Raw genomic sequence first — 20756 nt, 5'->3', positions numbered from 1 at the left:
ATTTCTTTCACATGTTCGAGGAGAAGCGATGTGATTGATATTTTAATAGTCTCTTATCAGGCGAAGTTAAAGATGATTATTCAGAGAAACCGTAGTCACCGTTGATGTAGTACTTATCAGATTTTGTCTGATGGATGTAATCTTTCTGTTGCTGGTGAATCCGTTTTTTCTGCATGTACCAGACAGTGCTTCTGTGGTGCACATCCGGCTTGCCTTCAATGTTGTTCATGAAGTAGAAGTCGATGTCACCTGGTTCAGTGACTTCCATGCCCGGCAGAATTGTCGGAGCATCTTCCGGTTCCAGCGGATGGACCAGTTCAGGACTGACGAGCACGATCAGCTCGGTTTCATCCCGTTGTACTGATTTGTTAGAGAACAGCGGTCCGACCAGCGGAATGTCTCCGATGAAGGGCACACGGTTCAAGTCACCACGCTGCTGTTCCTGAATCAGACCGGCGATTGCCAGTACCTGACCTTCACGCAGATCGACGGTCGTGCTGACAGACTGAGTATCCAGACCCAGGATTCCGTTGACCGACAGGGCAGGGTTGACCTGGCTGAAAGTCGGAGTTACCTGGAGACGAATCCGGTCTTTATCGAGTACGGTCGGCAGGAAGGTCAACTGGGTACCAAAGCCTTTGAAGGTAGTGGTTGCTGCCTGAGCCCCACCTACACCAACAACGGTTGGTACAGCAAACTCACCACCAGAGATGAAGTTTGCAGGACGGCCACTGATTGTCACCAGGTTTGGTTCTGCCAGGATCTTGGCATATCCGTTCTGGGCCAGAGCCGAGATGAACAGGTCGACGTGTTTACTGTTGAGTGATGCGGTGACCAGCCCGGAACCGCCATTGGCCAGGTTCTGAGCAACACCGGTGAAGATCTGGCTCCAGCCGAATTCTCCCGCCTGAACGATCAGGTCGGTGCTGGCAGTCCGGGCAGCAGATCGGTCCAGCTGTGCGATTCGCACTTTGAGCATGATCTGTTTTTCACCAGGAACTTTCAGCATGTCGATGACAGTGGCTTCCGGCAGCACGGCTCCCCCTGGGAAGGGGTCTGCAGCCTGACCATCAGCGAAGAGTGAACCTCCTCCAGCACCGTTGGCACCACCGCCAGCTCCTGATCCGCCGGAACGGGCACGAATGATTGTGATGATCTGCACGGCTTCCTGCTCATCGCGAGCCTGGCCACGCACAATCAGCTTGTCAGCAAAAGGAATCAGCTGAACTTTGCTGTTGGGAAAGAATTCATTGATCATCTTCTGGAATTCACTGTATTCCATCCGACGCAGGTCATCGATGGAGTTGTCGCCTTCCACCTTCACCTGAACGCTCAGGATTTGTGGATTGGCTTCTTCTCCCAGCCAGAGGGTCATGGTCGTAGTGCCGGTTTCTTTACCGATCACTTCGACTTCCTGTGACCCGAATGCGACGACTTCAATCTTGGTCGGATCGGCGATCGCGACGCGGAAGACGTCCATTTTCATTTTCAGAATTTTGGAATGCCGCTGCTGGACACTCAGCTCGACTTCAGATTCGTAGATCTGATCAACGAGCTGATGCACCTTTTCTTTGACTTTGGTGCTAGCGACTGGTGTGTTCTTCTTTGCTGCGCCAGACTTGAAGCCATTTGTTTTGATTTTTCCCGGAACGGGAGGAGCTGGCGGGACCTGTGCAGCAAGGGGCGAAGCCGTCAGAGCGACACCGCAGGCGAGTGCCAGCATTGTGCGTCTTTTCCATAAGGCGTTTATAGACATACTCGTCTCCCAATCCTTTGGTCGTCAGTGTGGATTTAAAGGTATATTGGTTTGAACCAGCCCCGAGAAACAGTCTTACCTGGGACTGTGGATTTTCAGTTATTTATTCCGGGGTGTCACTCAATGTCTGCGGTGTCGTTGTATTGGGTCGGATGGTGCAGTTCCCGTTATAGTCGTGCACATCAGGTCCAGAAAAACTGTTGCAGATATCATAGTGCCTGCAACGCGGAGATTCGCAAAGACAAATCCCACAGCATCAGTTCTATCGGAACAACCATTACGGAATGTTGATGTTTTTTTTGGGTGGTAGTTCAAGAATGTACAAAATTAGAGATTCTGGCGATTTCAGCAGTTTTCTACTTTATAACTGATGCAGGTTGAGACGAAACTGAACTATGGTGGGAGAACTCCTGCTCTGGTGTCTGATTGCGTACCACCCAGAGCGAATTCAGTGGTGATCCACCAGTTAACCTTACCAGTTAAGTTGTAGATACAACATAAAATATCAAAAGGTGGTCTCATGAATGCGAGTATTGCATTGCTCATTGGTCTGAGTGTATGGCAGTCTGACGGTCAAGTCACGCCAGCCAACACGGTCAGTGCTCCCGCAACCATTTCTCCTGTTTCTTACGAATGTAATTACCCGGCTTCTCATGAGTGCATGTCGGACGGGTACTGTCAGTCAGGAAGCGGGAATGGATACTGTGGTATGTGTGGCAGCAGTTACTGTGATGGCCACTGTAAACTGAAGAAACGTTGCTTGTGTGACTGGAAAACGACGGGTGATATGTATCCCCATTATCCTTATGCTCCAGCATACCATGGCTATTATTACTTCCGGCCATACAACTACACTAACATTTTGCGTCAGAGGGGTGAGATCATTGCCCTGGGGGGAAATCCAAAAGCTCCTTATGCACACAAGATGTTCGACCGGATCTATGAGCAGATTGATCTGACGGCATATGAAGAAGCTCCTGCAGACGGCGACGGTGTCCCGGGGCTGGAACCCATTCATAACGAACTTCCCAGTCTGGAAGACATTCTGAAAAGCAAGTAAGCTGCTGACGGATACCTGACGGACTGATAAGAAATTGAAACAAAAAAGATCTGTGCCTTTGTGTGCAGATCTTTTTTTCGTTTGGGGAACTGGAGTGGGCGAATCTGATTCACCAATTGCAACTGGAGCGTGGGCCATGAGTCAGCGGGAATGGCTGATCTCCCTGGGACTGATCTGGTGCGCATGCCTGTTTCTGATATCAACCGTAACGATCGCGGATCCTGATTTGTGGGGACATACACTGTATGGGATTCGTGCTCTGGAAGCAGATGTGCTGGTAGAGCACACCGATCCGTTCTGCTATACCGAACCGGGGGCAACCTGGATCAATCATGAATGGTTTTCCGAAGATTCCTTCGGCTGGCTCTGGTTGCGATTCGGGAATACCGGTCTCTGGCTCTGGCGCAATTTCTGGTTGCTGATGATTATGATTCCGGGCTGGCTGGCATTGCGATCGCAGCGGGCCAGCCTGGCCGGTGGTCTGTTGCTGCTGGTTTATACCGCGTTTTGCCTGTCACAGTTCGTGGTCTTTGTCCGACCTCAACTGGTGACCTTTGGCTGTTTTGCCTGGACACTCCTGCTGCTGCGTGGCTATCTGGCTGATCCGCAACGTAAAGCGATCTGGTATCTGCCGGTCCTGATGTTGTTCTGGGCTAATTCGCACGGCGGGTTTCTGGCGGGAGTGGGAGTGCAGGGGCTGGTTGTCTGCTGGATGGGCTGGAAAACGATCCAGGGAATGTATCGGCCTGCAGATTTCTGGCGACTGGCATTTGTAATCGTCTTTGCCTGGGCTGTGACGCTGATCAATCCCTACGGGGTCGGTCTGCATCAGATGCTCTGGGATCACCTGGTAACAAAACAGATTGTGCGGGAGTGGCAGCCTTTATGGGAGGCGCGTCAGGCACTCCTGTATTACATTCCGTTTCTGCTGATCGGCCTGGCGTTTTTCGGATCACGTAAGTGGGAATGGATCGACGTGCTGCTGATAATCGTTGTTGCCTATCAGGCACTCAGCCATATCAGGCATGTGTCTCTGCTCGCGATCGCTGTGCTGATCCTGCTGCCGGCACCTTTGTCGGAAGGGCTTCACAAACTGTTACCCCGTCTGCATCAGCGCTGGGCGGGCCCGCAGCGTACCGGCTCGCGAATGTTACTGGTAGGGGGACTCCTGCTGGGGATCTATGGACTATCCATGCATACGATTGTAAAACTCTGGCAGCAGCAGGTAGCACCCTGGCAGATCGGAGTGGAAACACAGAGTCGGGCCCCGGGTATGCCTGTGGCTGCAATCGAAATATTGCAGCAGGCGGATCTGCGGGGGAACATTCTTACCGACTATGGCTGGGCGCAATATGTCATCTGGCAGACCTTTCCCGAGTCTCGAATTGCATTTGACGGGCGCTATCGGACCGTCTATTCCGCGCAGCTGGAACAGGAACTGGTTGAGTTTCAGCAGTTAAATGCGGATTCTATGGGACCAACACCTTTGCTGGATGCGTATCCAACAGAAATCCTGTTGCTCCCTGCAGCTCAGCCGGTCCAGGGATATCTGAAGCAACGGTCTGACTGGAAACAGGTCTATGCTGATGCGCAGTCCACGATCTGGCTTAAGGATTTGCCTCGTTTTCAACCGATTATCAGTAGAGCAAAGCAGAAATTGCTCCCGGTACCTGAGATTCCACTCTGGATCCTGTTTCCCGGGGATCCTCCCCGGCAGAAACCGGGAGAAGCATCTCTGCAAACGGGACGGTCGACCTGAGCGGCAGGAAAGCGAAATGTCATTTTGTGGAATCAGTTTTGATCAGCGACAGGAGCGAGGAGCTGAGCCGGCAGTCGCATCGCGTTCAGCCGGGTTATCCGCATCCAGTTGAAACAGAATTTCGTCTCCCTCAATATCTACGACCGTTAAAAACTGATCGCCAACCTGAATAGTATCACCAATAGAAAGTTCGAGTTCGCAGGTTTGGGTTACCAGGTCTGCCACGTAAGCACCTTTCGTAGGGAAGCAGTGTTCCTTGCCGTTGTTTTGTGTCGTCAGGAGAAATTCAACGGCAGGAAGTGTACATAAGTGTCGTTTGTGGGGCTCGCTCATGGGGTCAGGGGGGGAGAGATTAGCAGGAGATCCCGTTTATGGCAATTGGAACTCGGCAAGATCAGTAATTCGCCGAAAACGATTGAAAAAACAGAGACTCGGGTACGCCCAATTCGTATGATTATAGTTGCAACCAGCAGGTTTGGTGGTTTAGGATAGTCAAGGTTTCTATCCTTTCCAGTTTTTCTATCTTGTTATCTGGTGTTACTTTCCAACTGTTATGTCTTTGCAAGAAGTCCAATCGACGGCCACGTTATTGCCACTGGAGTTCACGCCTCTCTTGAAGCGTGCCCGGTGGGGCGGAGAGCGTCTGGGCACAATCTTGCAGAAGCCGATCGGTCTGGAGGGAGATTTCGGTGAAAGCTGGGAACTGTCAGATCATCCGGAAGCACCGACCCTGATTGCCAGTGGTGAGTATGCGGGATCGACACTTTCCGAAGTGATCGGTCAAAATCCCCAGGCAATGTACGGTGCGGGAACCTGCTATTCGACATTTCCGCTGCTGATCAAATTCATCGACGCTACCGATCGACTTTCCCTGCAGGTCCATCCCGATGATTCACACCTGGCCGACTTCGATGCCCGTAAAGCAGGGAAATCGGAAGCCTGGGTGATTCTGGATGCCGCCCCCGACAGCCGGATTTATGCCGGTTTGAAAGCGGGCGTTGATGCCGATGAACTTGGAGCCCACCTGGAACAGGGTAATGTCGAAGCCTGTCTGCACAGTTATCCGGTTCGTCCGGGAGATTGTGTGTTTATTCCTGCGGGAACTCTGCATGCAATTGGCGAAGGGATCCTGCTGGCGGAAGTTCAACAGACCAGCGATATCACTTACCGATTATTTGACTGGAACCGACTGGATCAGTCGGGCCAGCCACGCCCCCTGCATGTTGAGCAGGCATTCAACAGCATCAATTTCCAGCGGGGGCCCGTTGATCTGCTCGAGCCTCGATTGCGTCAGGACGCCGACCACAGAGTTGAGACGCTGCTGGAATCTTCCTGTTTTTCTATCCGTCGCCATCAGAGTGCGAGTCCGCTCCGGTTATCTTCAGTGAACCGGGCACAGATTCTGATCGTGCTGGAAGGGACGGGACAGCTTCAGTGCAGTGCCGAAAGCTATGAGCTGTTCCAGGGTAAGACGCTACTGGTGCCGGCGGCCGCCTCGGATTGCCAAATTGTGGTCGAGCACGAAATGACATTCCTGGAAGTGATTCCCGGCTAACCCGGAATCAGACCCGCTGGTAACGTTTGTAGCCTTCGAGTTCGAAGTCATGCAGTGTTGATTCGAGTTTTTGTCTGATCTGCTGCAGCCGCTCCTCATCAACGATTTTCTGCTCGTGCTCATCGATCACATAGAAGACATCGACGACCTGGTCGAGGTGCGTCGAAATTTTCGCCATGACGACGGACAGCCCCATGCGGCTGATGGCCCGGGAAATAATATAGAGCAGCCCGGTGCGGTCGTTGGAAATGACGTCGATGATCGTGCAGCGTTTGGAAGAGTGATTGTCAATTTCCACGCGTCCCAGTTCGTACTCTCCGCTCAGCTCAGTTGATTCGTGAAACCGCTGATTGGAGAGGAACATGGTGCGGGCATCGCTTTCTCCTTTGACGGCCTTGCGGATTTCCTCTTCGATTTTTTCGATCTGACTTAAGGGAACTTCATCCACAAAGTCATGATCAATGACATGGAAACTGTCGACGACACCGCCGGAGGCGCTGGTCGTAATCTGAGCGGAAATGATTTCCATGCGTCGTGAAGTGAATACGCTGACCATGCGATGGAAGCAGGCCTGTGAGTACATGGCAGGAGCGATCACGTGGTAATTGACCGTACCTGTGTCCGGTTCGAATTCCCCCTCCACCACGATCTGATCCGGGGGGAGATCGCGGAGGATTTTGATGTCGGCGGCAATCCGTTCTGAAGAATTGACCAGCAGATAGTGTGGCGAGAACGAGTTAAACAACTCGGTAAACCAGGAGTCGGGATCTTCTTCGTACTCGGGGATCTGGGGGAGGTCGAGGTGGTTTCTGACCAGCTGTTTCACACGGGCCAGACGCTGGTCACGATGATAGCGGGAATGCTTTCCACCCAGTAGGAGCATGGTGCGTTCGTATAAATCCGCGAGCAGTTCCGATTTCCAGTCAGTAAACACGCCGGGGCCTACCGCAGTGATGTCTGCCGCAGTCAACACGTATAACATACGGAGTTTTTCCGGGCTGCCGACCTTCTGACTGAATTCGAAGAGGATGTCCGGATCAGAGATATCCCGCCGAAATGCCAGGTGGGCCATCGTGAGGTGTTCTAAGACCAGGAAGACGAGCAGTTTCTGTTCGTCCTCTCTGAGCCCCAGGCGGACCGCGGTGTCTGTTGCGATCATGGCCCCCATTTTACTGTGGTCTTCGCCGTAGCCTTTCCCGATGTCATGCAGCAGAATCGCGAGGTTGAGCAGATCCTTATCCTCGATATTGCGATAGGAACTGCCCAGGGCGGAGTCGTCATCGGCGAACAATTCCGCTGCTTCGATGGCGCGGAAAGTGTGTTCGTCGACGGTGTAGCTGTGATACTGATTGAACTGTAGCAGACAGTAAGCGTGTTGCATGTACGGGATCAGCAGATTAAGAATGCCGGTTTCCGACATGATCCTCAACGTGGGACCCAACTGGGTGCTGCGACCCATAATCGCGCGGAACAGATCGATCGAGCGATTGGTAATTGTGGGCGGCAGCTTGAGTGCCGCTTCGCGAATGGCATCCAGCAGATCGGGGGCGATGGAGATGCCGTACAGAGAAGCAGTATCGAACAGTTTGAGAATTTCTTCCAGGTTGTTGCAGACTTCGCTTCTGTATTTCGGGACGACATCCAGGTGATCGGGAGCGATTTTGAGGATTCCGTCTGAACGATGTGTCATCAGGAAATCATAAGCCCGCGACAGGAAGGGCAGGGGGCGATGCGCTTTAATGAAGCGTTCGGTGATTTCCGCGACGGCTTTACTGTGCCTGAAGTATTCCTGCATCAGGATTTCGACAGGACGCTGTCCGTTGGTGCCTTCAATCTGTCGTTGTTCGGCCATCCAGAGCTGCGAATCTTTGGTAAACAGATCCTGCTGTTTGCCGGCTTCGTAATGCAGTTGAATGCGGACTTTGAGCAGATAGTCTCGAGCATTTTTGAGGGTTCGCACATCACGGCTGTTGATGCGGCCATCGAGCCTCAGCATATCCAGGTTGGAAGTGCCGTAACGGGCGTAACCGGTCCAGCGTAAGAGGTGGATGTCGCGCAGACCGCCGGGCGAACGCTTGATATCGGGTTCCAGCTGCATGACCGCACCGCCGTGTTGTTTGCGTTCTTCCCAGCGGGCGGCAACACACTGTTCGAAAAAGATGCGTCGGCGAAACAGGATGACGTGGCGATAGTAGGACCGAATCAACTGCTCAGCCAGATGCTCATCCCCCCAGATGGAGCGGGCTTCGATCATCGCGGTGGCAAACTCGGGTTCGGTGCGGGCCATCTTGATGGAATCTGCAATCGTGCGGACACTGTGGCCCAGTTTGAGGCCAGCGTCCCAGCAGTTGCGGACTACGTTGCCGATGAAGTTTGAGAATTCATCAACAACCTGATTGCGATAGAGGAACAGCATGTCCACATCGGAGAAGGGGGCCATCAAACCTCTGCCGGAACCGCCGATGACCAGGATTGAGCAGTTCTGCTGAATCAGTTTCTGCTCTGCTGCGGAAAGTTCCTGGAACTGATCCTGGATGATCTGGAGCAGCAGCTGTTCGATGGACTCGGCGATGGCGGTAGCGATCTGCAGTCCGCCTGCTCCTTGGCGCAGCAGATCGCGTCCTCGTTGTCTGGCCTGCTCCAGCTGTGCGCGATAGACAACAAAAGGTTGCTGTGCAGAACTAGAGTTCGCAGTGCGTGACATGGTCTGTTCCAGGCTGAAACGAAAAACGAAACAGGACTGCCTGGCCTGATGACAGCGAATCGCGTAAGGAAGCTGTCAGCAAATCAGACCGCTTCCGGGCCGGTTTCTCCCGTACGGATTCGGATAACTTCATCGAGATTCGTGATAAAAATTTTCCCGTCACCAATCTGGCCTGTCCGTGCAACCTGTGTAATGGTTTCGACGGTCTGGGAGACCACGTCATCCTGGACAACGATTTCAATTTTCACCTTGGGTAAGAAGTCGACGATGTACTCATTGCCGCGGTAGGTTTCTTTGTGACCGCGCTGGCGACCAAACCCCCGGACTTCACTGACAGTCATACCACTGATGCCAAGCTCCGAAATGGCATTTTTGACTTCTTCAAGTTTGTAATGGCGTATGATTGCCTGAATTTTTTTCATCTAAGACTTCTTTATCAAGGGGTAACGCGACTCAGCTCTGTAAAAGATGTAAAGCAAAAGGGGCAGGAAATCGGCCCCTCGCTTTACGTCTATTTTAGAGAGCGGTCTCTCCAGCTTCTCCCGTACGAATACGGATGATGTCTTCCACGGGAAGAACAAAAATCTTTCCGTCACCGATCTGACCGGTGCGGGCTGATTCAAGAATCGTGTCGACAACAGCTTTAACCTGATCATCGGGAACGATCACTTCCATTTTGGCCTTGGGCAGGAAATCGACCGTGTATTCAGCTCCACGATACTGTTCCTTGTGTCCTTTTTGACGTCCAAAACCCCGTACTTCAGACACAGTCATACCCTGTACACCGATTTCGGTGAGGGCATCTTTGACTTCTTCCAATTTGAAATGTCTGATGACAGCTTCCACTTTTTTCATCGGAATCATACTCCCAGAAAAATGCCAGGTTTTCCTACAGCGCTTTCAGAAACCCAAGCGACTATCACACTTACCTATTATATCGAAACCAGGGGAAAATCTCGATACCTCAATTTCATTTCCCCTGAAAACTCTCAGAAGTATTCGAACTGACACGCAGGGCCAATCCGGATGACTTTCCTGAAACAGGTGATCAGAGCCAGCACCAGCCGGCTCTGATCACCGAGATGCTTACAGGAAAATGTATCCCTCTTCGCCATGCTGACTCAGGTCGAGACCCTGAATTTCGCCATCTTTACTGACTCGCAGACCCATTGTCAGATCGATCAGTTTGAGGATGATGATCGTGCCGATCACGGAGATCACGACCGCAGCCCCGACACTGACGAGCTGGTTAATGAACTGCTGTGTATTTCCTTCCAGTAACCCCGATCCTTCCGCGTTGCCGGTAATGGCCCGGGTGGCGAAGACACCGGTCAGGATAGCCCCAACCATTCCCCCCACGCCGTGCACGCCGAATGCATCGAGTGAATCGTCATATTTAAATTTGGATTTGAGTGTGGTACAGGCGAAGTAGCAGGCAAAGCCGGCGATCAGCCCCAGGATGATTCCCGAGAGAGGCGTCACCGTACCACAGGCCGGTGTGATGCAGACCAGACCGGCGACCGCACCGGAACAGGCACCCAGAATGCTGGGTTTCCCAAGCGAGATCCATTCAGCAATTGACCAGGCAAGGACACCTGCGGCAGCTGCCAGGTGAGTGGCAACAAAGGCATTCACGGCAGCCGGGTTTGCCGAAACAGCACTACCGGCATTGAAGCCGAACCAGCCAACCCAGAGCATGGTCGCACCGATAAATGTGTAAGTTAAGTTATGCGGAGGCATCGGTTCCTGACCGTAACCCAGTCGTTTCCCGAGCAGAATGGCACAGACCAGAGCCGAGAAGCCGGAACTGATATGCACGACGGTTCCGCCGGCAAAGTCAAAGGCGGGGTAGAGGGCGTTCTCGTTCCATTCGCAGAGCCAGCCTGTATCAGACCAGACCCAGTGAGCGATGGGACAATAAATAAAGGTGCCCCAGAGGACGGAGAAGACTACCATTGAGCTGAATTTCATACGTTCAGCAAACGCACCACAGATCAGGGCTGGTGTGATGATGAAGAACATCATCTGGAAGACCATGAACAGGGCTTTGGGAATACTGCCGTTGGCCGGAATGTCTACGGCACCATCTTTCCAGCTGGGGATGACCCCTTTGAGCAGGACGTGATCAAAGCCACCCACGAATCCACCGAGAATGTCGGATCCAAAGGCCAGGCTGTAACCCCAGAGTGCCCAGATGACGGACATCAGTCCCATCAGGAAGACGCATTGCATCATCACGCCCAGAATGTTCTTTTTTCTAACGAGTCCACCATAAAACAGAGCCAGCCCGGGTGCCGTCATCATCAGCACCAGTGCTGAAGCAACCATCATCCAGGCGATGTCTGCATTGCTGAATTCGACAGCAGCAGCTTCCTGGGCCGGCGCTTCTGCACTCGATCCGAGCGGCGGGGCACTGGTTGTTTCATCTGCAAATAGCGGACCGCTTGCTAATAAACTAAGACAGAGTGTAAAAATTGTGCAGTACGTACGAAGTCTGTAGACTCTCCTCATTACAGGGGCCTTTCTGAGCGCAAAGAATTGTAAAAAGCAGTGAGCGAGCGCTTTTCTCACTGGTTTGAGCTGATGGTCTGCTTATGAATTCATCAATCCAGGAGAGAAACTTCTGTCAGCAGTTTCCTCTAATTTGATGTTTTTTGAGCATCGGCAATTGCCAATGCTGCTTACAGACTTCACCATATTCACATTCAGCATGACCATGCGGTCAAACCAGTTAACGCGTCAGTCTACCAAAGGCGTGCACTAAAATCACCTGTCAAATCACAGGTTTTATTCCGGTTTGTTTAAGATATGATGAACCTGCAGATTAAACATTTGAATACATTATTGCCCCCGGAACTGGCATTACTGGTGCCTTGTGGCGTCCTGTTTGTACTGGGAGCGCTGGTCGGGCAGGGGGTAAATTCCTGGGTTCGGCGGATGTCACTGCAGTCAAAACCGCAGCCACTGTCGCGCTGTGAGGCATGTGGTGCGCGCATTTTGCGCTGGAAACTGATTCCGCTGCTCCGCTGGATCCCCCTGGGGAACCGTTGTCCGGCCTGTTCCAGGCGGCTGCCTCGCTCCGAATTTTTACTCGAACTGGGAACCGGAATCCTGTTTGCCGGCTATTATCTGATGACGGTCCACTTTCGTTGTCTGGATGTGCCTTCGGTGGTGCCTCCCGAGGGGATGTTCGAGTGGCGGCTGCTTTATCATTATGTTCTGCTGACTCTGCTGGTGGCCGCGACCAGTATCGACTTTCGTGAATACCTGATTCCAGATCAGATCACCGTGACCGGAATGCTGGTGGGAGTGATCGGGGCTACGGTCGCGGGGCAGTTACAAATCATCCATTTCTGGGTGGACTGGAACCAGGCGATTCCAGGACTGGCGGGGCCTTACATTCCTGAGTGGATTAAAGACCATTCGCACTGGCACGGCCTGGCTTGGAGCATGGCGGGGTTGCTGGCAGGAGGCGGACTGACGTGGGGCGTACGCCTGATTTCCTCGGTGCTGCTGGGACAGGAAGCACTCGGTCTGGGGGATGTCACCTTAATGGCGATGGTGGGCAGTTTTCTGGGCTGGCAGCCGATCGTGCCTATTCTGTTGCTCGCCCCCTTGTGCGGATTGCTGATCGGCTTTGCGACGCGGATGACCACCGGCAAGACTTATCTGCCTTATGGCCCTTATCTATGTGCGGCAACGCTGATCGTGTTGATGGGCTGGCAGTGGATCTGGCTGGCGGAATGGCCCTCTGCGGTGCCCGGCGCGCCGCCGGAATTCTCGATTCGCAGACTGTTTGGCGATATCGGCGGGCTGGCCATCATTGGCGGCATTGCCCTGGGAGCGTTTATCGGGCTGCTGCTGATGCTGCGGGTTTACCGGTCGATTCCGATTAAGCGTCAGTAAGCTTTGACTTCTGACACGCTGGAAATACAAGACGAAATGACCTGATTGGGTTTAGATCAGGTCCAGCTTCTTGTGGCGGCGCTGAGGAGGCCGTGAGCATTCATCGCAGATGCCATAGACTTCCAGACGATGTTCGCTCATGCGGAAATTGATCTGCTCGGCCAGTTTCTCAAGCAGATTCGCAATTTCCTCATTGTGGAATTCGAAGAGTTCCCCACAGCTTTTGCAGATGAAGTGATCATGCTGGGGATAGCCATAGTCGTGCTCGTACACATCGCGATCATTGGTCCGTGCTACCTTTCGCAACAGGCCAGCTTCTTCGAGCGAGCCTAAGGTGCGATAGACGGTGGAACGGCTGACCCGGCGTCCGGTTTTCTGGAGGGCCATCCGCTCGACCAGCTGATCGGCGTCGAAATGTTCGTGGGACGAGAAAACTTCCGCGACGATTAATTCGCGTTCCTGAGTTAATCTCATCCCTTTTGTGGCCAAGTACTCTCTGAATTTCTCGGTAGGAGAAACAGCGATTTCCAGGCTTTCAAAATTGAGCACGGTAAATCTCTTCCTCGTCAAAAGTCTCTACTACAGCGCCGGTGCGGATTACTCGGAATCGTTGAACTGATCCAGAAGTCGCCCTAAGGCTGCTTCCAGTTTCTCATCCGTTTCGTAAGTTCCGTCATCAATGGCTGCCTTGATTTGTGCCAACCGCTCTGCACGCATATCGGAGTTGTTCGTCATTTCATCCAGCATACGCCCCGCGGAAGAAATCTCCAGCTGATCCTGCGGTGAGGAGATCGGCTTCGTACCAGGCGTCTTATTGATGTTGGTGTTGCTCGGACCAGCTTGCTTACTGATAGGCAGCGATCCGGAAATAGAACTGGTGCCGTTAACATCCATGGCGGCGTTCCCCCTGTCACGTGATCCTGAACCAGACGGGATCGAAAGTTCCCGACCATTAGTTACTGTATGAGGCTCATGATATCGTAAGAAGGGGGATCGATTCAACTGGTAGTCTGCAGTCATAGCCAATTCTTTCATTGAATTCGCTGATTTCAAGTGGTTTTGCGTCTTAGTGAAGCAAAAGAACACCTGTTTTCAGCAGTTTGATAATTCAATATTGAATGTAGAATGGCTTCCTGCACATCCTCCAGCTCAATGATGTAAAATAAGACAGGGCTTATAGGTAAGACATATTCTTATGTCGTTACAGCCTCATTCTTTGAGGGGAGTTTGAACCTTAATTCCATCGACGACTGCTCAGGGAAAAGTTTAACTTCCCATTCAGAAATCAGCGTTTGGACACAGGACTCGGCTGCCTGTAGCGATTATGCCGGTTGTGATGCGCAGGCAGACCGGCAGATTCAGTTCTGCCGGCCTTACCTGTGGTAAGGTCTATTTATGAAAGGCTTTATGGTTCTCAGCCGCGGGCATAGGGGCCGGTGGCGATTCCGGCGTATTTTTCCAGTCCCTGCTGCAGGGCTTTCTGGACTGTGGGAGCGACCTGTTCGATCTGCTCGCGGGTGATGTCGAGGTGGGTGCAGGCCCGCAGACGAGTTTCACCCATCGCACCGATGCCGACTCCCAGCTCTTTCAGAGCGGCTGAAAGCTGCATTGCATTTCCATGCTCAGGGGCGATATCGAAGAAGACCAGGTTGGTTTCGGTCTCCGCGGGATTGATTGAGATCCCGTCGATTCCAGCGAGTTGTTCTGCCAGGAAGCGGGCGTTGTCATGGTCTTCCTGCAACCGTTCGATATTATTTTCGAGGGCATAGATGCAGGCGGCGGCGACGATACCGGCCTGACGCAGGGCACCGCCAAAGACTTTCCGGGAGCGACGGGCTTTGGCGATTTCCTCTTTGGGGCCGGCAAGGATTGAGCCCATCGGACAGCCCAGTCCCTTGGAGAAGCAGATCGAAATCGTATCCAGCGGTTTGCAGACCTCCGCAATCGAGTATCCGCCGGCGACCGTTGCATTGAAGACGCGGGCACCGTCCATGTGGGTTTTCAGGCCGTTCTCGTGTGCCCAGTCACAGATTTCGGTCAGCTGGTCGAGAGGGTAGTAGTGGCCACCGCCGGCATTGGTGGTGTTTTCGACGCAGAGCAGGCGGGTGCGACAGAGGTGCTGGTCGTCTGCACGAATTTTACCTCGTACGTTTTCCAGGGCGAGCATGCCTTTCTCACCGGAGAGGGTGCGACAGGAGACACCACTCAAGATGGCTGGACCGCCGCCTTCAAACATCGCGATGTGTCCCAGTTCGTGAATCAGAAGTTCGTCGCCCGGCAGGCAGTGAGCGCGAACACCCATCTGATTGGACTGGGTTCCCGAGCAGGCGAAGACGGCCGCTTCCATGCCGAGCATTTCGCAGATCATGGCTTCCAGACGATTTACGGTCGGGTCTTCGGCGTTCATATCGTCGCCGAGCTCCGCGGTCATCATGGCCTGCAGCATGTCAGGCGTGGGTTTGGTTTTCGTATCACTGCGAAGATCGATAAATGCGGGATCAAGCGGGGCCACTGGGTTATTCCTTGTCATGTATTGCTGTGGAGATCACGGAGTGCATCACCGGTTGGTTGGTCGTGTTGTTCTCTACGGTGACTTAAGATTTATGAGCGGCTATCTGTAGTTCCTCAAGGGAAAGAAATGAGTTCATGCTTCCGGAACGGAATCCCTGCAGATCGAGGGTGACATTCTGAAAGCCGAGCTCAAGAAATTTCTGGGTGACCCGGGGCAGGGTAGTGGGGGTTGTCAGGCGATTGATCTGGTCGAGGGGGACTTCGATACGCGCCAGCTCCTGGGGTTCCAGGCGGACCCGCAGTTCCGGGATGTCGAATTCTTCCCGCAGGTATCGCTCGGCGGCGTCAATTCTGCCGACCCGTTCCTCGGTGACTTCCACGCCGTAGGCAATCCGACTGGAAAGGCAGGGGTGGGCCGGTTTGTTCCAGATGGGGAGATCCCAGTGCCGGGCCAGGTCGCGGACATCGGTTTTGGTCAGGCCGGCTTCGATCAGTGGACTGCGGACTTCGAAGTCCGCGGCCGCCTGCATGCCGGGGCGATGATCGCCGCGGTCGTCCAGGTTGGCGCCATTGACGACCGTCGCGTCCTGCCAGTCGTGACGGGCGATGGCCTGGTTCAGGATCTGGTAGAGTTCGGTTTTGCAGTAGAAACAGCGATTTGAAGCGTTGGCCCGGTATTCAGGGGTTGCGAATTCGGAAGTCGAAACGAGCTGATGCGGAATTCCGATCAGTTCTGCGAGCTTAATCGCTTCTTCTTTCTCTCCTGAAGCCAGGCTGGGACTGACGGCGGTGACCGCCTGTGCCTGATCTCCGCGTGCGAGAAACGCGGCTTTGGCGACAACCGTGCTGTCCACTCCCGCGGAAAAGGCGACGATAATCCGGTCCATGTCCGCGAGAATCTGCTGCAGGTGATCTGTTTTCCGGGATAATTCGGCAGAGAGTGACATAGTCAAAGTAATGGTAGTTTAACAGGTTATCGAGATGTTTCCGCTGGATTGATTATAGACAACCGGGGGGAGGATTGTCTTGGAACATCGCCGGAAAAAATCCCCGGATTCTGGATTGCACAGCGAAATAGCCGCGAATCCCCGGAGACAAGTGGAGGTTTTGTTTAAGTGAGCAGGGGAGCGAAGCGGTTAAGATTTCTGATTCGGTTGATTCAGATCTTTTAACTCACCTGCTGCCCTATTATACTGAAAACAATAGACTTGGGCTGTCTGCTACCTGCGGGACCCGTCGCGTGAGACCGACGAGGATCGAATTCGTCGAATGACGGAGCAGGGGAGTCTTCGCCCGCTGTGATCTCATCACTCACTCAAAATCTGAATTCAAATACAACGGGGATAGTTATGTCATTCTGGTCTGTCCGTTTCGTGCGTCTGGTTTGCGTCGTCATGCTGGTCCTGGGAATGAACCTGGTCTCAGTATCCGCAGCTAAGCTGACCAGCGAGCAGCGTAAAGAGCTGGCCTCCATCAAGAAAAATCTGACGAAGGTCTCGCTGCTGATTCGCCAGAAAAAGTTTGATGAAGCAAAGGCGGCGATCGACGAAGAGGAAGGCAAGTTTGACAAGCTGGTTCAGGACGCGATGATCCCCGAAACGGACCCGCTGTCGGTCAGCACCAAGAAACTGATCGCATTGCGGCGGACATTCCTGGAAAAGGCGATGGGCACCGGCGGCAACAAGCCGGGCGCTGCGAATAAAGGCGTCAGCTTCGAAGAACAGATTGCACCGATCTTAAATGAAAAGTGTGTGAGCTGTCATGGCGAGCAGCGGGGGAGTGCCAATCTGAGACTGGATACCTTCGCGAATATGCGAAAAGGGGGCCGCAATGGTCTGTTGCTGGTGCCTCAAAATCCGAATGCGAGTCTGATTGTTCGCAAGCTGATTACTCCTGACGATAATCAGCGGATGCCCAAGAACGAGCCCGCACTGGACCGGGACCAGATTCAGCTGATTGCCCGCTGGATTGCAGAGGGGGCACGCTTCGATGGTACCAAAGAGACCGATCCGATCGGTGCCTCGGTGAAAGCGAAGAAGAATCCGGTGAAGGTTGTGATGGCGACCGGTGATGAAAAAGTCTCGTTTATGAATGATATCGCGCCGTGGATGCTCGATTTCTGCATGCGATGTCACAGTGGCAACAATCCCCGCAGTGGTTTTTCCGTGGTCACGTTCGAAGATATTCTGCGTGGTGGCGATACCGGGGAAGTGATCGTGCCCGGCAAGCCGGACGACAGTCGGCTCTGGCACCTGGTGGGGCTGCAGGATCCGATCAAAATGCCCCAGGGACAGGCGCTGCTGAAACGCAAGAATGCAGAAGACCTCAAAACCTGGATTGCCGAAGGGGCCAAGTTCGACGGTAAAGACGCGAAGGGCAATCTGCGGGAAATGGTGCCGACCGATGAAGAAAAGCGGATGGCGGAACTGGCGAACATGTCGCCTGATGAGTTTGCCAAGCTGCGTCGTGATACTCTGGAGCCGACCTGGAAGCGGGTCGTGAATAATGACCCGGCGGAAATGCTCGAGACTGACGACTTCATCTTCTATGGTAATGTGAGTGCAGATCGTCTGAAGGAGGTCAGCGGCTGGGCAACGACGCAGGTGGAAGATCTGCGAAAACTGTTCAATGAAAAACAGAAACCGTTCTGGAAGGGTAAGCTGGCCGTTTATGTCTTCAAGGATCGCTTCGGCTATTCTGAGTTCAACCAGACGATTGAAGACCGGCGTGTGGGCAACGATACGACGTGGCATACCAAGGTGACACCGAATTCTCTGGATGCCTACCTCGTAATGCAGGACGTGGGGGATCAGGCGGATGCGAGCTCTCCCGGATTGCAGACAAACCTGATGGCCGGATTGACTAATGCAGCGATTCAGCGTGGAGCAGGGGAGGTCCCCATGTGGGCATCCCGCGGATTGGGGATGCTGCTGGCATCCAAATCGACGACCAGCCAGGCTTATTTCGAATCGTTGCGGCAGCAGGCTCTTGAAGCGGCTCCCAAGGTGCAGCGTCCGGAAGCACTCGTGGCGGAAGGGACGTTCTCACCATCCGAGACGACGGCAGTCGGGTTCACGCTGGTTGAGTTTCTGATCAATAACGGGGGCCTGCCCAAGATGGCGGCGCTGTTGAAGGAACTCAAAAGCGGAACCACGCCGGTGAATGCGGTCACGAAAGTGTACGGCACCAACATCCGGGCCCTGGCGACCGCGTATGCCCGAACATTGCGTCCCGGCCGCGTGTCGAACTAGACAGGCGTGTCTCTGGTGTGATGAATTGCTCATTTCCGGTCTGCCGGGAGTGAGCGCTGCCCTGTGAATCTGGGCGCGGTCCGCTATAATCGACGCGCTGCGTGTTTCGTTTATTTTGAGTGTGACCAGGGCGCGTGATTCTTATGCAGGATGTCAATATAGTTGGTGGCGGGGTGATCGGACTGTCGATCGCCTATGAGTTGGCGATTCGGGGACTGTCGGTGACCGTCTTCGATCGTCAGCAGTTCGGGAAAGAAGCGTCCTGGGCGGGGGCAGGGATGTTGCCTCCCGCAGATCGAGAATCTGCCACCACGGCTCGCCTCATGCTCAGAGCCGCCAGTCAGCCTCTCTGGCCGGACTGGTCACAACAGCTGAAAGAAGAATCGGGCGTCGATAACGGCTACCTCAACTGTGGCGGCCTGCACGTGTCTTATACGACGGACACGCCGAACTGGGATGAATATCTCACCGAATGGCAACAGGCAGGTGTGCGACTGGAGACGCTCGATGAATGTGCCTTGAGGGAACGTGCTCCATATATTGGAGAGCAGATCACCTCGGGCTTCTATCTGCCGGACATGGCACAGGTACGCAATCCTCGACACATGCAGGCGCTGCTGGCCGCGTGCGTCAGGCGGGGTGTGAAGCTCGAGCCAGGGACGCCGATTGTAGGCTTCGAACGCGAAGGCACAAAGGTCACCGGCGTACGAACGTATGCGGGGATTCAAAGAGCAGGGCGGACCATCATTGCCGGGGGAGCGTGGTCTCCCGAGATCCTGACTCAACTGGGACTCAAGTGTGAGCTGGTGCCGATCCAGGGGCAGATCGTATTGTTATCGATGGATCTTTTGCCGTTCCAGGCGGTGATTGAATCGGGGAAACGCTACCTGGTGCCGCGCAGCGATGGTCGACTGCTGATCGGTTCGACCGAACGAGACATCGGATTCAATAAACAGAATACTGCAGAAGGAGTGGCGGGCCTGATAGAGTTCGCTCAGGCGCTGGTGCCGGCCTTGAAAGAGGCACGCTTCGAACGTGCGTGGGCAGGGCTGCGTCCCCGGTCGATTGACGGGCTGCCTTACCTGGGTTTTGTTGACGGTTTTGAAAACCTGCTCATGGCGGCGGGGCATTACCGGGATGGTTTACAGCTTTCGCCGATCACGGCGCGGTTGATCAGACAGTTGATCTGTGAAGAGCCGACCGATGTGCCCCTGGATGCGTTTTCCTGTTCGCGCGGGATGACGGACTGATCTGAAAAGTGGACTGACGAGGAGAGACAACTTGAGAGCCGTTGTGCAGCGCGTGTCCCGTGCGAGTGTTACCGTCGATGGTGAAATTACCGGACAGATCGAGCAGGGATTCCTGGTCTTGCTGGGAGTCGAACAGAGCGATACGCAGGACGATGTGATTTACCTGGCACAGAAAGCCGTGGGCCTGCGCGTCTTTGAAGATGCGGACGGGAAAATGAACCTGGCGCTTGCGGATGTGAACGGGAAAATGCTGGTCGTGAGCCAGTTCACGTTGCTGGGCGACTGTCGCAAGGGGCGTCGTCCCAGTTTTGTGAATGCAGCACGTCCCGAACAGGCGAACGAATTATATCAGAGCTTTGTGGCCGAGGTGAAAGGACAGGGGATCGAAGTCGAAACCGGTCGCTTCCAGGAGCATATGGATGTGGAACTGGTAAATGACGGGCCGATCACCCTGCTCCTGGACAGTCGCAAACAGTTTTAAACGCATTCATTTCCTCGAAGCGAGGACTGTGGGATGAAACTGTATCAGAGAATCCTGGTGATCGTGGTCAGTCTGCCACTCGTGATTTTTATATGCGGCGTTCCTCCTGTGTTACTGAATTATCTGTTTCGAGAGTTCGAATCGGTACGCACTGATGGAATTCGTGAAACTGGGCCAATCGGGAGTGCTCCCTTTGTGCTTTTCGCCATCTTCAGTCTAATCGTATTTGTCATTCTAACTGCGGTCCTAGTAATTTCGTTGAGCCGGGTGATCATGTATTATTTTGATCGTTACCGGAACCGGTGAATTCGTGTCACTGAAGATAATTTTGCTGACAGACCCCTGCTTTGCTCAGATGCCAAAATGGGGAGACATGACGCGGTGGGCCTGTAATTACCGGGCAAAAATCTGGGCTTTGCGCTGACCCTGATTTTTACCTATAATCCCCTTCTCTCGAATTTCTGAAAAATCGGGGGAGTACCGGCAGGGGGGAGGGCCACCCCGATCATTGTTCATGGATGTG

The 20756-nt window shown here is 53.6% G+C and carries 17 protein-coding genes; 7 read left to right on the top strand and 10 right to left on the bottom strand.

Going from position 1 to position 20756, the window contains the following annotated elements; all coding sequences use genetic code 11:
* Positions 1-76: 76 nt before the first annotated feature.
* Positions 77-1756 (bottom strand): type II and III secretion system protein family protein, encoded by a 1680-nt coding sequence (locus tag F1728_RS03655; RefSeq protein ID WP_155362948.1) that lies wholly within the window; start codon positions 1754-1756, stop codon positions 77-79.
* 520 nt (positions 1757-2276) lie between these two features.
* Between F1728_RS03655 and F1728_RS03650 the strand changes: the two genes are divergently transcribed.
* Together F1728_RS03650 and F1728_RS03645 are read left to right on the top strand one after the other, a co-directional pair.
* The gene (locus F1728_RS03650; protein ID WP_155362947.1) at positions 2277-2816 is read left to right on the top strand and encodes a hypothetical protein; all 540 of its coding nucleotides are present in this window, start codon (positions 2277-2279) and stop codon (positions 2814-2816) included.
* Between the two features lie 136 nt (positions 2817-2952).
* Positions 2953-4575, top strand: coding sequence for a hypothetical protein (locus F1728_RS03645; RefSeq protein WP_155362946.1), 1623 nt, complete (start codon positions 2953-2955; stop codon positions 4573-4575).
* Positions 4576-4617: 42 nt separating this feature from the next.
* On the opposite strand, the gene F1728_RS03640 is transcribed toward F1728_RS03645, so the two are convergent.
* Positions 4618-4800, bottom strand: coding sequence for a hypothetical protein (locus F1728_RS03640; RefSeq protein ID WP_155362945.1), 183 nt, complete (start codon positions 4798-4800; stop codon positions 4618-4620).
* A gap of 388 nt (positions 4801-5188) precedes the next feature.
* Between F1728_RS03640 and F1728_RS03635 the strand changes: the two genes are divergently transcribed.
* Complete coding sequence (locus F1728_RS03635; RefSeq protein WP_194242667.1) at positions 5189-6130, top strand: type I phosphomannose isomerase catalytic subunit; 942 nt, start codon at positions 5189-5191, stop codon at positions 6128-6130.
* A gap of 7 nt (positions 6131-6137) precedes the next feature.
* Here F1728_RS03635 and glnD read toward each other — a convergent pair whose 3' ends face one another.
* The 4 genes from glnD to F1728_RS03615 all read right to left on the bottom strand — a co-directional run bounded on the left by glnD (position 6138) and on the right by F1728_RS03615 (position 11345).
* Positions 6138-8834 (bottom strand): [protein-PII] uridylyltransferase, encoded by a 2697-nt coding sequence (gene glnD, locus F1728_RS03630; RefSeq protein ID WP_155362943.1) that lies wholly within the window; start codon positions 8832-8834, stop codon positions 6138-6140.
* 83 nt (positions 8835-8917) lie between these two features.
* Positions 8918-9256: a P-II family nitrogen regulator gene (locus F1728_RS03625; protein WP_155362942.1), complete on the bottom strand. Its 339-nt coding sequence runs from the start codon at positions 9254-9256 to the stop codon at positions 8918-8920.
* Between the two features lie 94 nt (positions 9257-9350).
* Complete coding sequence (locus tag F1728_RS03620) at positions 9351-9689, bottom strand: P-II family nitrogen regulator (RefSeq protein WP_145039491.1); 339 nt, start codon at positions 9687-9689, stop codon at positions 9351-9353.
* 231 nt (positions 9690-9920) lie between these two features.
* On the bottom strand, positions 9921-11345 hold the full coding sequence (locus F1728_RS03615) for an ammonium transporter (RefSeq protein WP_228030494.1): 1425 nt from the start codon (positions 11343-11345) through the stop codon (positions 9921-9923).
* 297 nt (positions 11346-11642) lie between these two features.
* On the opposite strand from F1728_RS03615, the gene F1728_RS03610 reads away from it, so the two are divergent.
* Positions 11643-12740, top strand: coding sequence for a prepilin peptidase (locus F1728_RS03610; RefSeq protein WP_228030493.1), 1098 nt, complete (start codon positions 11643-11645; stop codon positions 12738-12740).
* A 51-nt stretch (positions 12741-12791) separates the two neighbouring features.
* Here F1728_RS03610 and F1728_RS03605 read toward each other — a convergent pair whose 3' ends face one another.
* The 4 genes from F1728_RS03605 to larE all read right to left on the bottom strand — a co-directional run bounded on the left by F1728_RS03605 (position 12792) and on the right by larE (position 16198).
* Positions 12792-13289, bottom strand: coding sequence for a Fur family transcriptional regulator (locus F1728_RS03605; protein ID WP_145039493.1), 498 nt, complete (start codon positions 13287-13289; stop codon positions 12792-12794).
* 48 nt (positions 13290-13337) lie between these two features.
* Positions 13338-13634 carry a flagellar biosynthesis anti-sigma factor FlgM gene (locus F1728_RS03600; RefSeq protein WP_187782242.1) on the bottom strand — a complete coding sequence of 99 codons (297 nt, stop codon included), beginning with the start codon at positions 13632-13634 and terminating at the stop codon, positions 13338-13340.
* 520 nt (positions 13635-14154) lie between these two features.
* Positions 14155-15252, bottom strand: a complete 1098-nt coding sequence (locus F1728_RS03595; RefSeq protein WP_228030492.1) for a threonine aldolase family protein — start codon at positions 15250-15252, stop codon at positions 14155-14157.
* An 82-nt stretch (positions 15253-15334) separates the two neighbouring features.
* Positions 15335-16198 carry an ATP-dependent sacrificial sulfur transferase LarE gene (gene larE, locus F1728_RS03590; protein WP_155362940.1) on the bottom strand — a complete coding sequence of 288 codons (864 nt, stop codon included), beginning with the start codon at positions 16196-16198 and terminating at the stop codon, positions 15335-15337.
* A 402-nt stretch (positions 16199-16600) separates the two neighbouring features.
* Here larE and F1728_RS03585 point away from each other — a divergent pair, with 402 nt between their 5' ends.
* The 3 genes from F1728_RS03585 (at position 16601) to dtd (ending at position 20233) form a co-directional block, all read left to right on the top strand.
* Positions 16601-18502 carry a c-type cytochrome domain-containing protein gene (locus F1728_RS03585; RefSeq protein WP_155362939.1) on the top strand — a complete coding sequence of 634 codons (1902 nt, stop codon included), beginning with the start codon at positions 16601-16603 and terminating at the stop codon, positions 18500-18502.
* A 143-nt stretch (positions 18503-18645) separates the two neighbouring features.
* Positions 18646-19752, top strand: a complete 1107-nt coding sequence (gene thiO / locus F1728_RS03580) for a glycine oxidase ThiO (protein ID WP_155362938.1) — start codon at positions 18646-18648, stop codon at positions 19750-19752.
* A 31-nt stretch (positions 19753-19783) separates the two neighbouring features.
* Positions 19784-20233, top strand: coding sequence for a D-aminoacyl-tRNA deacylase (gene dtd, locus F1728_RS03575; protein ID WP_145039510.1), 450 nt, complete (start codon positions 19784-19786; stop codon positions 20231-20233).
* Positions 20234-20756: the final 523 nt, after the last annotated feature.

This window comes from Gimesia benthica, from assembly GCF_009720525.1.
Lineage (GTDB): Bacteria > Planctomycetota > Planctomycetia > Planctomycetales > Planctomycetaceae > Gimesia > Gimesia benthica.
Note: the sequence above shows the minus strand (reverse complement) of the source record. Positions and strands in the feature narration are given on the sequence as shown.

Bases quoted from the DNA above. Each gene is read 5' to 3' on its own strand.
- F1728_RS03655 (WP_155362948.1), bottom strand. From the start codon at position 1,756: ATGTCTATAAACGCCTTATGGAAAAGACGCACAATGCTGGCACTCGCC.
- F1728_RS03650 (WP_155362947.1), top strand. From the start codon at position 2,277: ATGAATGCGAGTATTGCATTGCTCATTGGTCTGAGTGTATGGCAGTCT.
- F1728_RS03645 (WP_155362946.1), top strand. From the start codon at position 2,953: ATGAGTCAGCGGGAATGGCTGATCTCCCTGGGACTGATCTGGTGCGCA.
- glnD (WP_155362943.1), bottom strand. From the start codon at position 8,834: ATGTCACGCACTGCGAACTCTAGTTCTGCACAGCAACCTTTTGTTGTC.
- F1728_RS03625 (WP_155362942.1), bottom strand. From the start codon at position 9,256: ATGAAAAAAATTCAGGCAATCATACGCCATTACAAACTTGAAGAAGTC.
- F1728_RS03620 (WP_145039491.1), bottom strand. From the start codon at position 9,689: ATGAAAAAAGTGGAAGCTGTCATCAGACATTTCAAATTGGAAGAAGTC.
- F1728_RS03615 (WP_228030494.1), bottom strand. From the start codon at position 11,345: ATGAGGAGAGTCTACAGACTTCGTACGTACTGCACAATTTTTACACTC.
- F1728_RS03610 (WP_228030493.1), top strand. From the start codon at position 11,643: ATGATGAACCTGCAGATTAAACATTTGAATACATTATTGCCCCCGGAA.
- F1728_RS03600 (WP_187782242.1), bottom strand. From the start codon at position 13,634: ATGGATGTTAACGGCACCAGTTCTATTTCCGGATCGCTGCCTATCAGT.
- larE (WP_155362940.1), bottom strand. From the start codon at position 16,198: ATGTCACTCTCTGCCGAATTATCCCGGAAAACAGATCACCTGCAGCAG.
- F1728_RS03585 (WP_155362939.1), top strand. From the start codon at position 16,601: ATGTCATTCTGGTCTGTCCGTTTCGTGCGTCTGGTTTGCGTCGTCATG.
- thiO (WP_155362938.1), top strand. From the start codon at position 18,646: ATGCAGGATGTCAATATAGTTGGTGGCGGGGTGATCGGACTGTCGATC.